The sequence below is a fragment of the Ruegeria intermedia genome (assembly GCF_900129345.1).
Lineage (GTDB): Bacteria > Pseudomonadota > Alphaproteobacteria > Rhodobacterales > Rhodobacteraceae > Ruegeria > Ruegeria intermedia.
The window spans coordinates 17,619-31,564 of the sequence record NZ_FQVK01000013.1 but is presented as its reverse complement, the minus strand read 5'-3'; the positions used below and the strand labels follow the sequence as shown (position 1 = coordinate 31,564).

At 64.9% G+C, this 13,946-nt stretch carries 13 protein-coding genes; 10 read left to right on the top strand and 3 right to left on the bottom strand.

Annotated features, from left to right (window positions below):
• Positions 1–8 precede the first annotated feature (8 nt).
• Entirely contained in the window at positions 9–641 is a 633-nt protein-coding gene (locus F3H26_RS10695) for a MarC family protein (protein WP_149776048.1), read from the bottom strand.
• A 91-nt stretch (positions 642–732) separates the two neighbouring features.
• Here F3H26_RS10695 and F3H26_RS10690 point away from each other — a divergent pair, with 91 nt between their 5' ends.
• From F3H26_RS10690 to glmM, 10 genes are all read left to right on the top strand, one after another.
• The gene (locus F3H26_RS10690) at positions 733–1,257 is read left to right on the top strand and encodes a DUF6446 family protein (RefSeq protein WP_149776047.1); all 525 of its coding nucleotides are present in this window, start codon (positions 733–735) and stop codon (positions 1,255–1,257) included.
• Between the two features lie 38 nt (positions 1,258–1,295).
• Complete coding sequence (gene gltS, locus F3H26_RS10685; protein WP_394349771.1) at positions 1,296–2,477, top strand: sodium/glutamate symporter; 1,182 nt, start codon at positions 1,296–1,298, stop codon at positions 2,475–2,477.
• Positions 2,478–2,486: 9 nt separating this feature from the next.
• Positions 2,487–4,706, top strand: coding sequence for a glycine--tRNA ligase subunit beta (glyS, locus tag F3H26_RS10680; protein ID WP_149776045.1), 2,220 nt, complete (start codon positions 2,487–2,489; stop codon positions 4,704–4,706).
• Between the two features lie 67 nt (positions 4,707–4,773).
• Entirely contained in the window at positions 4,774–7,335 is a 2,562-nt protein-coding gene (locus F3H26_RS10675; RefSeq protein WP_149776044.1) for a putative PEP-binding protein, read from the top strand.
• Between the two features lie 187 nt (positions 7,336–7,522).
• A complete protein-coding gene (locus F3H26_RS10670) occupies positions 7,523–8,164 on the top strand; it encodes a cell wall hydrolase (RefSeq protein ID WP_188127744.1) in 642 nt (213 codons plus the stop codon).
• Positions 8,165–8,219: 55 nt separating this feature from the next.
• On the top strand, positions 8,220–8,306 hold the full coding sequence (locus tag F3H26_RS19995) for a twin-arginine translocation signal domain-containing protein (protein WP_149776124.1): 87 nt from the start codon (positions 8,220–8,222) through the stop codon (positions 8,304–8,306).
• Positions 8,273–8,542, top strand: coding sequence for a multicopper oxidase domain-containing protein (locus tag F3H26_RS10660; protein ID WP_394349770.1), 270 nt, complete (start codon positions 8,273–8,275; stop codon positions 8,540–8,542). The genes F3H26_RS19995 and F3H26_RS10660 overlap by 34 nt, the downstream gene beginning before the upstream one ends.
• Before the next feature lie 102 nt (positions 8,543–8,644).
• A complete protein-coding gene (locus tag F3H26_RS10655) occupies positions 8,645–9,565 on the top strand; it encodes a dihydroneopterin aldolase (protein ID WP_149776043.1) in 921 nt (306 codons plus the stop codon).
• Entirely contained in the window at positions 9,562–10,560 is a 999-nt protein-coding gene (folP, locus tag F3H26_RS10650) for a dihydropteroate synthase (RefSeq protein ID WP_149776042.1), read from the top strand. Before F3H26_RS10655 ends, folP begins: the two co-directional genes overlap by 4 nt.
• A 36-nt stretch (positions 10,561–10,596) precedes the next feature.
• Entirely contained in the window at positions 10,597–11,943 is a 1,347-nt protein-coding gene (glmM, locus tag F3H26_RS10645; protein ID WP_149776041.1) for a phosphoglucosamine mutase, read from the top strand.
• Here glmM and F3H26_RS10640 read toward each other — a convergent pair.
• Both F3H26_RS10640 and ilvC read right to left on the bottom strand, forming a co-directional pair.
• On the bottom strand, positions 11,937–12,839 hold the full coding sequence (locus F3H26_RS10640; RefSeq protein ID WP_149776040.1) for a DMT family transporter: 903 nt from the start codon (positions 12,837–12,839) through the stop codon (positions 11,937–11,939). The genes glmM and F3H26_RS10640 overlap by 7 nt on opposite strands.
• Before the next feature lie 73 nt (positions 12,840–12,912).
• Positions 12,913–13,935, bottom strand: coding sequence for a ketol-acid reductoisomerase (ilvC, locus tag F3H26_RS10635; RefSeq protein WP_149776039.1), 1,023 nt, complete (start codon positions 13,933–13,935; stop codon positions 12,913–12,915).
• Positions 13,936–13,946: the final 11 nt, after the last annotated feature.

Here is a 13,946-nt window from a genome sequence, read left to right as displayed (position 1 = left end):
TGGGCCGCTCAGGCCAATCCCGGCAGCAGGGCCTTCAGGCCGTCCGCGATCATGCCGACCGCGATGGCCGACAGGATCATGCCCATCAGGCGGCTCATGATGACGCGGGCGTTGTCCGACAGGCGCCGGCCAAGGGCCGCGGCATTCCAGAAGGTGACCAGCAACAGCAGCGTCACGCCCGAAAACACCCCGGCATAAAGCATGGCATCGGCAACGTTGCCGACATGATGGGCAAACAGGATGACCGTGGTGATGGTGCCCGGCCCCACGAGAATGGGAAAGGTCAGCGGATAGAAGGCGACGGTCTCGGGCGCAGGATAGGCCTGTTTTTCGCTGTCCGTCCCATGATGCGCGCTGGTTTCGCCGCCGTTCAGCATGTTCAGCCCGAACAGCAGAACCACAAGGCCGCCGGCGACCCGCAGATCATTGACGCTGATCCCGAACAACCCCAGAATCTGATTGCCGAGAATGGCGAAAAGCCCCCCGAGAACAAGGCAGTACAAGGCGGTCTTGACCGCAACCTTGCGCTGGTCGCCCAGATCCAGACCCTCGGTCACGCTCAGAAAAACGGGCAGGTTGGTGATCGGGTTCATGATCGCGAACAGCGCGCCGAAAAATCCGGTGGCCAGTGTCAGATCCATGCAAACTGCCCTATGATATCAGGTTCCGGTTCCGACCTTGTCTCATTTTCTTACGACTTGAAAGACGCTGCGTGAACAGGAGGCGCGATCTATGACCGGAAAGCTGCTGGCAATTCTCATTGTGGTCTGCGCGGTGGTCGCGGGCGCGGCCATGTATTACCTGCAGGTCTATGGGTATTATTACACCGTCACGCCGACCCCCGGCCGGGATGTCGTTCTGACCGACCGGCAAAGCGGCGCGACGGTGCCCATTTCCTATGACGGGTTTCAAGCCATCGACGCCGACAGCTCTCCGATCCGGTACCGCGCCTGTTTCACGACCGATCTGACACCGGACCAACTGGCCCAGCAGTTCGAACCCGCCCAAAAGGCCGAGCCGCTGACGGCGCCTGCCTGGTTCGACTGCTACGACGCCGAGGCGCTGGGCAATGCGCTGGAAAGCGGCACGGCCCGCGCGTTCATCGGGGTCAAGAACATCCACTATGGTGTGGACAGGGTGGTTGCGGTCACCCGGGACGGGCGCGGCTTTGCCTGGCACGTCCTGAACAACTGCGGCGAAAAGGCCTATGACGGCACCGTGATCGGCGAGGAATGTCCGCCGCGCTCCGAAAACTGAGGCCCGCGGTGGAATTTACCCTGGATATCCCCGGTTTCATGGCGGCAACGCTGGGCTTTGCGGTCTACCTGATGGGCGCCGAGATCAACGCCCGCGCCGAGGCCCTGCGCCGGTTCAACATCCCCGAACCCGTGACCGGAGGCCTGTTGGCCTCGCTGGTGGTTCTGGCGCTGTATCTGCTGTTCGGGATCGAACTGGAATTCGACCTGACCGCGCGGGATCTCCTGCTGGTGCTGTTCTTTGCCGGGATCGGCCTGAATGCCCGGCTGTCCGACCTGATCGCGGGCGGAAAGCCTCTGGTGCTGCTGCTGATCCTGACGTTGCTGACGATCGTGGCGCAGGACCTGATCGGCGCGGCGGGGGCGGCGGCCTTCGGCTATCCGGCGCAGTCCGGCGTTCTGTTTGGGTCGGCCGCGCTGATCGGCGGCCATGGCACCGCCATCGCCTGGGCGCCCGAGGTCGCGCAGGTGACCGGGCTTGAGGGCGCGACCGAACTGGGCGTGGCTGTCGCGACTCTGGGCCTGGTCCTGGCCGCGCTGGTCGGTGGCCCCATCGCGCGTCTGTTGATCGAGGGGCGCGACCTGTCGCCAAACCGCCCGGACGAGGAACACACGATCGGCGTGCCCGACGCGCCGTCCGAGGTCTCTGCGAAGATCGACCACCTGACGGTGATGCGGGTGCTGCTGTACCTGAACATGGCCATCATCGCTGGCTATGCTCTGTCTCAGGCGATCCTGGCCGCGGGTTTGAAACTGCCGCTATTCGTGCCGTGCCTGATCATGGGCATCGTGATCGGCAACCTGCGCCCTCTGCTGGCCCCGCGCGCCGCGCCGGTGTCGCGCACGCCGTCGCTGGCGCTGATCTCGGAATTCGCGCTGGGCGCGTTTCTGGCGATGTCTTTGATGAGCCTGCAACTTTGGACCATCGCCGATCTGGGCCTGTCCATCGTGGTGATCATGACGGCGCAGACGTTGTTTGCGGCGGCCTTCGTGATCTGGGTTCTGTTCCCGGTCATGGGCGCCAACTACCGCGCGGCCGTGCTGGCGGCGGGGTTCGGCGGCTTCGCGCTGGGCGCGACACCGACCGCAATTGCCAATATGACCGCCGTAACCAAGCGATACGGGCCTTCGCCTATTGCCTTTATCGTGCTCCCCCTTGTATCCGCATTCTTCGTGGATATCGCCAATGCCATCGTCATCCAGACGATCGTCAATTTCTAAGGATCGAAAATGCCCGACCTGCTGATCGAACTGTTTTCCGAGGAAATCCCCGCGCGCATGCAGACCCGCGCCGGCGAGGATCTGAAAAAACGGATCACCGACGGTCTGGTCGAGGCCGGTCTGACCTATGCCCATGCCCACGCCCTGACCACGCCGCGGCGCCTGACACTGGCGGTCGAGGGGCTGCTGGCCGAAAGCCCCACCATCCGCGAGGAGCGCAAGGGCCCCAAGGTCGGCGCGCCGGACACGGCCATCGAGGGGTTCCTGCGTGGCGCAGGGATCAGCCGCGACCAACTCGAGGAACGCGACACGCCCAAAGGCGCGGTCTATTTCGCCACGATCGAGAAACCGGGCCGTCCGGCGGCCGAGATCGTGGCCGAGGTTCTGGCCGACACGATCCGCAACTTCCCCTGGCCGAAATCCATGCGCTGGGGCAGTGGGGCCTTGCGCTGGGTGCGGCCGCTGCATTCGATTTTGTGCATCCTCAGCGATGAATCCGGCGCGCAGGTCGTGCCGATGGAGATCGACGGGATCACCGCCGGCGACACCACCGAGGGCCACCGCTTTATGGCGCCGGGCCGGTTTGCCGTGACCGGGTTCGAGGATTACGCCGCCAAGCTGAAACGCGCCTTTGTCGTGCTGTCGGCCGAGGAACGCGCCGAGCACATCTGGAACGATGCGCAGAACCTGGCCTTTGCCGCCGGTCTGGAGGTGGTCGAGGACAAGGGCCTGCTGGCCGAGGTGGCCGGGCTGGTCGAATGGCCCGTGGTGCTGATGGGGCAGATCGACGACGAATTCCTCGACCTGCCGCCCGAGGTGCTGCAGACCTCGATGAAAGAGCACCAGAAATTCTTCTCGGTCCGCAATCCCGCAACGGGGCGGATCGAACGGTTCGTCACCGTGGCCAACCGCGAGACCACCGACAATGGCGCGACCATTCTGGCCGGGAACCAGAAGGTTCTGTCGGCGCGTCTGGCCGATGCGAAATTCTTCTGGGAGAACGACCTGCGCGTCGCCAAATCGGACATCACGCAATGGACCCGCGCGCTGGAGAACGTGACATTCCACAACAAGCTGGGCACCCAGGCGCAGCGAATCGACCGCATCGCCGCACTGGTCCGCGAACTGGCCCCGGTGACGGGCGCCGACTCGGACCAGGCCGAGAAGGCCGCGCGACTGGCCAAGGCCGATCTAAGCTCGGAAATGGTCTATGAATTCCCGGAACTTCAGGGGCTTATGGGGCGGTATTACATCGAAGCCGCCGGCGAAGACGCCGCCGTGGCCGCCGTGGCGCAAGAGCATTACTCGCCGCTGGGCCCGTCGGATGACGTGCCCACCGCACCGTTGTCGGTGACGGTGGCGCTGGCCGACAAGCTGGACACGTTGACCGGGTTCTGGGCGATCGACGAAAAGCCCACCGGTTCGAAAGACCCGTTCGCGCTGCGCCGCGCGGCGTTGGGGGTGATCCGGTTGATCCTGAACAATGACCTGCGGCTGAAGCTGGGCGGCATTCTGAACGCACAGCTCGTCCGGGCCGAGGTCGCCTCGAACGACGCGGTGCATGACGAGCATGTCGCGGATCTGCTGGAAGAAATCGCCCAGCACGGGGTCTTTGGCGCGGCGTTCCGGGTTGTGAAAGAGAAGCTGGCCGGAAAACGCCTGTCCGATATTCTGCACATGGAACGGAAGGTGCCGGAAGCCACCCAGGATCTGTTGAACTTCTTCCACGACCGGCTCAAGGTGTTCTTGCGCGACGAGGGCATCCGCCATGACGTGATCGATGCCTGCATCGCGATGGACGGCAATGATGACATCAACCTGCTGGTCAAACGCGCCCGCGCGTTGAATGCGGTGATCGCGACCGAAGATGGCGAAAACCTGGTGCAGGGGTTCAAGCGCGCCAACAACATCCTGACCCAGGCCGAGGAAAAGGACGGGGTCGAATACTCCTTCGGGGCGGATCCGAAATTCGCCGAAACCGACAGCGAAAAGGCCCTGTTCGCCGCGCTGGACGAGGCGCAGGCCAAGATCGCGCCGGCGCTTGCGGCCGAGGATTTCCCGGCGGCGATGGCGGCGATGGCCGCGCTGCGCGGGCCGATCGACGCGTTCTTCGAGGACGTTCAGGTCAATGCCGACAACCCGGTTCTGCGCCGCAACCGTCTGAATCTGCTGAGCCAGATCCGCCAGATCTGTTCCAGCGTCGCGGACCTGACAAAGATCGAAGGCTGAGTCCAACGGGCGCGCCGCGGCGCGCCCACTCGGCCCTTGCGTGACCGGCACAGGCGCTTATGCTGCGGTGAAACCAAAAGGTGCCGCAGTGCAGAATAATCCGCATACAACGCTTGTCACACCCGATGCGCCCATCGCCGCGAATACGCATGGCGGGCGGGCGAAATGCCTGCAACGCCTGGTGCGGCTGGACCTGCCGGTGCCGCGCACCGTGGCGCTGTCTTTCGACGCCGTCCAGCGGATCGCCGATGGCGAGCTGCCCGACATTTCGGCGGTGCTGGAACAGTTCGATTCCTCGGCCCTGCTGTGCGTCCGGCCCAGTTCCGAGGACCCCGACTGGGGCGGGCCGGGCGCGGTGCTGAACATCGGCATGAACGACGCGCGCTATGTCGAGCTGTCCGACAAGATGGGGGCCGAGGCCGCCGCCGCCCTGTATCTGCGGTTCGTGCAAAGCTATGCGATCCACGTCGCCCGGCTGGATCCGGATGTGTTCGACGACATCGAAGGGGACGGCCGCAGCGGGCTGCGCCAGACCCTGCGCGCCTACGAGGACGAGACCGACGAGGAATTCCCGCAGGACCGGGGCGAGCAGCTGATCGGGGTGCTGCGCTCGATGGCGCGGGCGTGGGACGGCACCTCGGCGCGGTTGCTGCGTCAGGCCAAGGGGGCGCCGGCCGATGCCGGGCTGGGCCTGGTGATCCAGGAGATGATTCCGGGGGTCGGGCAGGGCGAGTGCGGCTCGGGCGTTCTGCAGCTGGTGGACCCCACGACGGGCCTGCCGCAGATCACGGGCCGCTATCTGAGCCAGAGCCAGGGCCGCGACGCGCTGGGCGAAGGTGTTTCGGCGCTGTATCTGGAAAAAGACCCTCGCGGACCGTCGCTCGAGGATGTGGCGCCGCAAGCCTTTGCCGACCTCAAGGCCCATGCCGCGTTGATGCGGAAGAAACTGCGTGAGGAAATGCAGGTCGAATTCGTGATCGAAAACGGCACGGTGCATATCCTGGACGGTGTGCGCGTGCCGCGCAGCGCCCGCGCCGCGATGCGCATCGCCGTGCGGCTGGCCGAAGACGGAATCATCCCCCCGCAAGAGGCGGTGATGCGGATCGATCCGCATTCTCTCAACGAGTTGCTGCACCGGCAGGTCCATCCCGAGGCCGAGCGCGATGTGCTCACCACCGGGATTGGGGCCAGCCCGGGGGCGGCCAGTGGGCGGATCGTGTTCACCTCGGCCGAGGCACAGGCCAGCGCCGCGCGGGGCGAGCCCTGCATCCTGGTGCGCCGCGAAACCTCGCCCGAGGATGTGCGGGGCATGCATGCGGCCGTGGCCGTTTTGACCGAAAAGGGCGGGATGACCAGCCACGCCGCCGTGATTGGCCGCGGTCTGGGGCTGCCCTGCATCGTCGGTGCGTCCGAGATGCGGTTCCAGACCAAGAAAAAACAACTGGTGGCGCCGGACGGCCGCGTGTTCAAGACCGGCGACATTCTGACCATCGACGGCACGTCCGGGCAGGTGCTGGCGGGCCAGCCGGCGATGCTCGAGCCTGCGCTGGACGACTGTTTCCAGACCCTGATGGGCTGGGCCGATGCCGAACGCGACATCGCCATCCGCGCCAATGCCGACACGCCTGCGGATGCGCAGGTCGCGCGTCGGTTCCAGGCCGAAGGGATCGGCCTGTGCCGGACCGAGCACATGTTCTTCGAGCCCGGTCGTCTGATCGTGATGCGCGAGATGATCTTTGCCGAGACGCCCGCCGGGCGCGCGGCGGTGCTGGAACGCCTGTTGCCGATGCAGCGCGACGACTTCGTTCAGCTTTTCGAGATCATGGAAGGGCAGCCCGTCTGCATCCGCCTGTTCGACCCGCCGCTGCACGAATTCCTGCCCACCACCCGCAGCGGCCAGCGTGAACTGGCCGAGGCGCTGGACCTGCCGGTTTCGGATGTCGAGCGCCGGGTCGAGGCGATGAGCGAATACAACCCCATGCTGGGCCTGCGCGGCGTCCGCCTTGGCGTGACGGTGCCCGAAATCTATGACATGCAGGCCCGCGCGATTTTCGAGGCGACGCTCGAGGCCAGCAAGAACGGCGCCCCGGTGGTGCCCGAGGTGATGATCCCGCTGGTGTCGGCCAAGCGCGAGGTCGAGCTGGTCAAGGCCCGCATCGACTCGGTGGCCGCGGCCGTCGCGGCCGAGCGGGGTCAGGATTTCGAGTACCGCCTGGGCGTGATGGTCGAAACGCCGCGCGCCTGCCTGCGCGCCGAAGAGATCGCGCCCCATGTGTCGTTCCTGAGCTTTGGCACCAACGACCTGACCCAGATGACCTATGGCCTGTCGCGGGACGATGCCGGACGGTTCATGTCGGCCTATGTCCAGCAAGGCGTGTTTTCCGAGGATCCGTTTCATGTCCTGGATGCCGACGGGGTGGGAGAGCTGCTGAAACTGGGCGCGGAACGCGGGCGTGCGGCCCGGCCGGATGTGACGCTGTCGGTCTGCGGTGAACATGGCGGCAACCCCGAATCAATCGCCCTGTGCCGGGACCTGGGTTTCGACTACGTGTCCTGCTCTCCGTTCCGGGTTCCGGTCGCTCGGCTGGCTTCCGCTCAGTTGGCGATTGCGTCAAAACTTGGGGGTTGACAGTCGGCTTGGGCCCTAAGAATAGTGGGTTTGGGATGGTGTTCGGCCCGATCCGTTCGGGCTGCGCAGGCGGGAAATTTCCTGCTGCTCTATCGCATATGGACCTTCGCCCCCTTTTGGGCTAAACCCCCGGTCGCGCCCGCCGGGGGAGGGTTTGGCGCGTGAAGTGCCTGTGCGAGGTTATCTGATGATACGTTTCATACTGGCTGTTGCCATTTCGGCGGCAACCGTGCTGCCGAGCGCGTCTGTTGCCGATCGGGACGGTACCGATGGTGCCAAGCGCGAACTGGTGACCCGCAACGAGTTGCCGGGCCAGAGTTTCCGCGACTATTTCAAGCTGTTTCAGCCCAGAAAAAAGTCTGCGCCCGTCGAGGTGAAATACTCGAAGGCGTGGTTGGATCAACTGCCCGAGGCGACCGGTGGCGAAGATCTGAAATGCCTGGCCGAGGCCTTGTATTTCGAGGCTCGCGGCGAAAGCGTGCGGGGCCAATTCGCCGTGGCCGAGGTGATCATGAACCGGGTTGAGAGCAGCCGCTTTCCCGACACGGTGTGCGGCGTCATCCGGCAGGGTACGGGCAAGAAGTATCAATGTCAGTTCACCTATACTTGCGACGGCCACAAGGAAGTGATCCGGGAAAAGAAAGCCTATGAGCGCGTTTCCAAGGTGGCCCGTCTGGTTCTGGACGGCGCCGGAAAACCGCTGACGTCCGGGGCCACGCATTACCACACAACGGCGGTTCGCCCGTCCTGGGCGCGGGTCTACAAAGAAACCGCACGGATCGGGGTTCACATCTTCTACCGTCACAATTACCGCACGGCGAGCAACTAGCGCGCATTGACGCACCCGCGCGGGATTCTTGGTGGCGCGGGGGTGAGGGCAGGCTATGTCGCGGGAAAGGAGACCCGCAATGAAACCAAGCCGCCGAGACCTTCTGAAATCCGCCGCTGCGCTTGCGGCTTCTCCGACATAGGCCTTGGCTGCTCCGACGACACCGCCTTTGCGCACGCCATGCACCTGCATGGCCACAACTTTCGGCTGATCTTGTCGGACGGAAGTCTTGGCCCGTGGCGCGACACGGTTCTGGTCGAACGGGGCGAAACCCGCGAGATCGCGCGGGTCACCGACAACCCGGGCAACTGGTTGCTGCATTGCCGCATGCTGGACCATGCCATGTCTGGTAAGATGAGCTGGTACCGCGTCACCTGACGCCGCTTTCGGCGGCTGGAATGGCGTTTGTTTGAGTGCTATAGCCGCGCCCAACGAATAATTTGGGCAAATCTGTCCAAGCTGCCCGAAAAGGCCCGTGCCATGAGTTCTGAAATCCGTCTTGCCTTTGCGCACCCGTCGGAGCGGTCCGAAGCGACCGCGCCACGCGGACCGCTGGATCGCATTTCGCTGCGCGATCACATCGTCGAGGTCGAGATCGGTGCATTTCAGGCCGAACGGGGCACTACCCAGCGTATCTGCTTCAACATCGTGGTCGAGGTGCGCCCGCTGACCGAGCAGATCGATGATGACGTCGACCGCATCCTGTCCTACGACCGGGTGACCGAGGCCATCGCCTATGAGCTGGCGGCCGAGCGTCTGAACCTTCTGGAAACGCTGGCCGAACGGGTCGCCGAGCGGATTCTGCTTGAGCCTCAGGCGGTAAGGGCTTTTGTCCGCATCGAAAAATTGGACCGGGGCCCCGGCGCATTGGGGGTCGAGATCGTACGTGGCAAGGATGCAGTCCACCACGATGTCATCGAGGAAGAGCGCCCCCATCCCAGGCTGGTCTTTCTGTCGAACGCGGCGATTGCCTCGGACAACCTGTCGGGCTGGATCGACCAGTTGGAGAGCCGGCAGCGGCCTCTGATCCTGTGCGTGGGCGCCTCGGATCTGCCGGTGCCGCAGACCGGGCACGCCATGACCCAGCGCCGGATCGACCTGCTGGCGATCGAGCAGAACGCCTGGGTGCTGGCCGCGCGTGATCATCGCTGTGTCGTCGTCTCGACCCGGACCGAGTTGGACTGGGCCATGAAGAACGGGCAGATCTGTGTCTGGGCACCGTCCAAGATCGTTCTGGATGCGGTCGATGGGCCTTCGGCGGCGCCCTCGGATGCGGTCGTGCTGGCCGCCTGGTTCGCCGCCACGTTCGAGGCCAGCGAAATGCTGGTGATCGGTGGACAACTGCCCGAGGCGCCCAAAACACCGCTGCGTGCGGTCCCGGTGGAGCAGGCGCAACTGTGACCCGCTATTACCGCCCACTGGTGCAACACGGGCCTGTGCGCCCGGACGGGGCCTTGCCGCTGGCCGGGCAGAGCCTGTGGTTCACCCATGCCGAATGTCTGCAGCGTGACGCGACCCCCCGGGTCGTTGCGGTCGCCGATATCCCTGAAACGTGGCTCGACCGGCTGACGCAACCGCGCGCCGCGATTGCCGGGTTGGACATGACGCAGCCGCAGATCATGGGCATCCTGAACGCCACGCCCGACAGCTTTTCCGACGGTGGCAAGCACAACACGCCTGATGCCGCGTGTGCAGCGGCCCGGGAAATGGTCGCGCACGGTGCGACCATTCTGGACATCGGCGGTGAATCCACGCGCCCCGGTGCGGATTTCGTGCCCGAGGACGAAGAGATCGCGCGCACCCAGCCCTTGATCCGCGCGATCCGGGCCGAAACACCGGCGCTGATCTCGATCGACACGCGCAAATCCTCTGTGGCCAGGGCCGCGGCCGAGGCCGGGGCGGGGCTGATCAACGATGTTTCGGGCTTTACATACGATCCCGCACTTGGCGCTTTCTGCGCCGAGATCAACGCGCCGGTCTGCGTGATGCACATGCAGGGCGATCCGGCCACGATGCAGGACAACCCGACCTATGACGACGTTCTGCTGGACGTCTACGATTTCCTGTCCGGGCAGGTGGCCTGGCTGGAAGGCCTCGGGCTGGATCGGGGCCGGATCATCGTCGATCCGGGCATCGGGTTCGGCAAGACCGAGGAGCACAACCTGACCCTGTTGCGCAGTCTCAGCCTGTTTCACGGGTTGGGCTGCCCGATCCTACTGGGCGTGTCGCGCAAGGGTTTCATCGGCCGGATCGGCAAGGAGCCGCGCAAGGATGCCCGCGCGCCGGGATCAATCGCCGTGGCGTTGGCCGGATTGTCGCAAGGTGTGCAGATCATCCGGGTGCATGACGTGGCCGAGACCGCTCAGGCCTTGCGTCTGTGGGCCGCTGTCCGGTAATCGGGTCGCAGGCAGGACCAACCGGAGAAAGCAGAAATGCGCAAGCTGTTCGGAACCGACGGGGTGCGGGGCACCGCGAACACCTATCCCATGACGGCCGAGATGGCGTTGCGGATCGGCGCGGCGGTAGGGCGGTACTTTCGCCGCGACCGTACCGGCGTTCACCGGGTGGTGATCGGCAAGGATACGCGCCTGTCGGGCTATATGCTGGAAAGCGCGCTGACGGCGGGGCTGACCTCGACCGGCATGAACGTGCTGCTGCTGGGGCCGGTGCCGACACCGGCGGTCGGGCTGATGACCCGGTCGATGCGGGCCGATCTGGGCGTGATGATTTCGGCCAGCCACAACCCGGCCGAGGACAACGGGATCAAGTTCTTCGGCCCCGATGGGTTCAAACTGTCCGATCAGGCCGAACTTGAGATCGAAGAGTTGATCGAAGCGGGTGTCGAACCCGCGCAGGCGCAGAATATCGGTCGCGCCCGGCGTGTCGATGACGCGCGGTTCCGCTATGGCGAGCGGGTCAAGTCATCTCTGCCGCGCAATCTGCGGCTGGACGGGCTGAAGGTGGTGATCGACTGCGCCAATGGCGCCGCGCACCGGACCGCACCCGAGGTGCTGTGGGAACTGGGGGCCGAGGTGATCCCGGTGGGAACCGCGCCCGACGGCAAGAACATCAACCTGGGTTGCGGCTCGACCCAGCCGCGCGTTGCGGCCGAGGCCGTCGTGGCGCATGGGGCGGATGTGGGCATTTGCCTTGATGGTGACGCCGACCGGGTGGTGATCGTGGATGAGACCGGGCAGGTCGCCGATGGTGATCAACTCATGGCCCTTCTGGCCACCGCCTGGGCCTCTTCCGAACGGCTGAAAGGCGGCGCGCTTGTTGCGACCGTCATGTCGAACCTGGGGCTCGAGCGGTTCCTGGGCGCGCGCGGGCTGCGGCTGGAACGGACGGCGGTCGGTGACCGCTATGTGGTCGAGCGTATGCGGGAAGGCGGGTTCAACCTTGGCGGCGAGCAATCCGGCCATATCGTCATGAGCGACTATGCCACCACCGGCGATGGCCTGATGGCGGGGCTGCATTTCCTGGCCGAGATGGTGAATTCGGGGCGCAAAGCCTCGGATCTGGCGCAGCAGTTCGAGACGGTGCCGCAACTGTTGAAGAACGTGCGCTATGGTGAGGGGCAGGCCCCGCTGGAAACGGACACGGTCAAGGCCGCGATCGCCGATGCCGAGGCGCGGCTGAACGGGCAGGGGCGGTTGCTGATCCGCAAGTCGGGCACCGAGCCCCTGATCCGCGTGATGGCGGAATGCGAGGACGACGCCCTTTTGACGCAGGTCGTTGATGGGATCGTGGCCGAAGTCGAAGCCGCCGCGCGTCAGTAGCCCAACAGCATCTTGCGCAGACTGAACCATTGGCTGATGGCCATTCCGGTCAGGATCAGCGCCAACGCGATGTAGAACCGCAGCGGCAGTGCCTCGGACAGGATCCACGCGCCGAAGATCATCGACCAGATCGGAACCTGGTAATTCACCAGCGTCATGAAGACCGACCCGGCGCTGCGAATGATCGACACGCGTAGCAGGGTCGCAAAGGCCGTTGGCACAAGCCCCAGCACGATCAGCGCCAGCGTGGGGCGCAGGCCCTGTGGGGAGGGCACGCCCTCGGTCGTCAGCATGATCGGCAGCAGGATCGCCGCGCCCACCGCCAATGTCAGCGCGGCCAGAACCACCGGGTCGATCGGCGGGCAGCGGCGGGTCAGGATCGACGCCACCGAGTAGCATAACGCCGCCCCGATGCAGGCCAGTTGGGCCAGCGGCTCGGCCCCGCTGCCCAGTTGCGCAAGCCCCGGGCCGATAAGCACCAGCGCTCCGGTGAAGCCCAACGATACCCCCACGAAACGACGAGCGTTCAGGGGTTCATCCGAGAAGAAATGCGCCAGCGGAAGAACCATCAGCGGAATCGCCGCCATGGACAGCCCGGCAAAGGCCGAGGGTACATATTGCTGCCCCCAGCTGAGCAGCACGAAAGGCAGCGCGGTGGACAGGATGCCGATCAGGATCACCGACCACGCCAGACCTGGTGTCAGGCTGGGGATACTCCGCCCGGACAGCCCCATCAAGGCCAGCAGCATCACCGCGCCCAGCGTCGTTCGCGCCGTGGCCACCGTGATCGGGCCATAGCCTTCCAACGCCATCGCGACGACCATGAAGGTGCCGCCCCAGATCAGGCCCAGGGCTATGACGCCGCTCCAGTCGCGTATGTCGGGTTGAGGCACCATCCGTGCGCGTTCATCCGTTCTGCATGAAAAGGGCGGCCACCGGGGCCGCCCTTGGGTCCAAGCCGTTCGGGGCTCAGTTCTTTTCCTGATCGACCAGCTTGCCGGCCGAGATCCAGGGCATCATGCCCCGCAGCTTTTTACCGACTTCTTCGATCTGGTGTTCGTCGTTGGCCCGGCGCGAAGCCTTGATCGTGGGCTGACCGACCTGGTTTTCCAGCATGAAGTCGCGAACGAACTTGCCCTGCTGGATGTCGTTCAGAACCTCTTTCATCGCCTTCTTGGTCTGCTCATAGGGCAGGATGCGGGGGCCGGTGACGTATTGACCGTATTCCGCGGTGTTCGAGATCGAGTAGTCCATGTTGGCGATGCCGCCTTCATAGATCAGATCCACGATCAGCTTCACCTCGTGCAGACACTCGAAATAGGCCATCTCGGGCGCATAGCCGGCCTCGACCAGGGTTTCAAAGCCGCAGCGGATCAGTTCGACCAGACCGCCGCACAGAACGGCCTGCTCGCCGAACAGGTCGGTTTCGCATTCCTCGCGGAAGCTGGTCTCGATGATGCCCGAACGGCCGCCGCCAATGGCCGAGCAATAGGACAGCGCGGTTTCCAGCGCCTTGCCGGTCGCGTCGGTGTGAACGGCCACCAGGCAGGGCACGCCGCCGCCCTTGACGTATTCGCCGCGCACGGTGTGGCCGGGGCCCTTGGGGGCCATCATGATGACGTCCACGCCCTCTTTCGGCTCGATCAGGCCGAAATGCACGTTCAGGCCGTGGGCAAAGGCGATGGCCGCGCCGGGCTTGATGTTGTCATGCACATATTTCTTGTAGGTCTCGGCCTGAAGCTCGTCGGGCATGGTGAACATGATGACGTCGCACCAGGCCGCGGCCTCGGCGATGCCCATCACCTGCAGGCCTTCGGCTTCGGCTTTCTTGGCCGAGGGCGAGCCTTCGCGCAGGGCGACGACCAGGTTCTTGGCGCCCGAGTCGCGCAGGTTCAGCGCGTGGGCGTGGCCTTGGGAGCCATAGCCCAGGATGGCCACTTTCTTGTCCTTGATCAGGTTGATGTCGCAATCGCGATCGTAGTAGACGCGCATTTTGCCGGTCC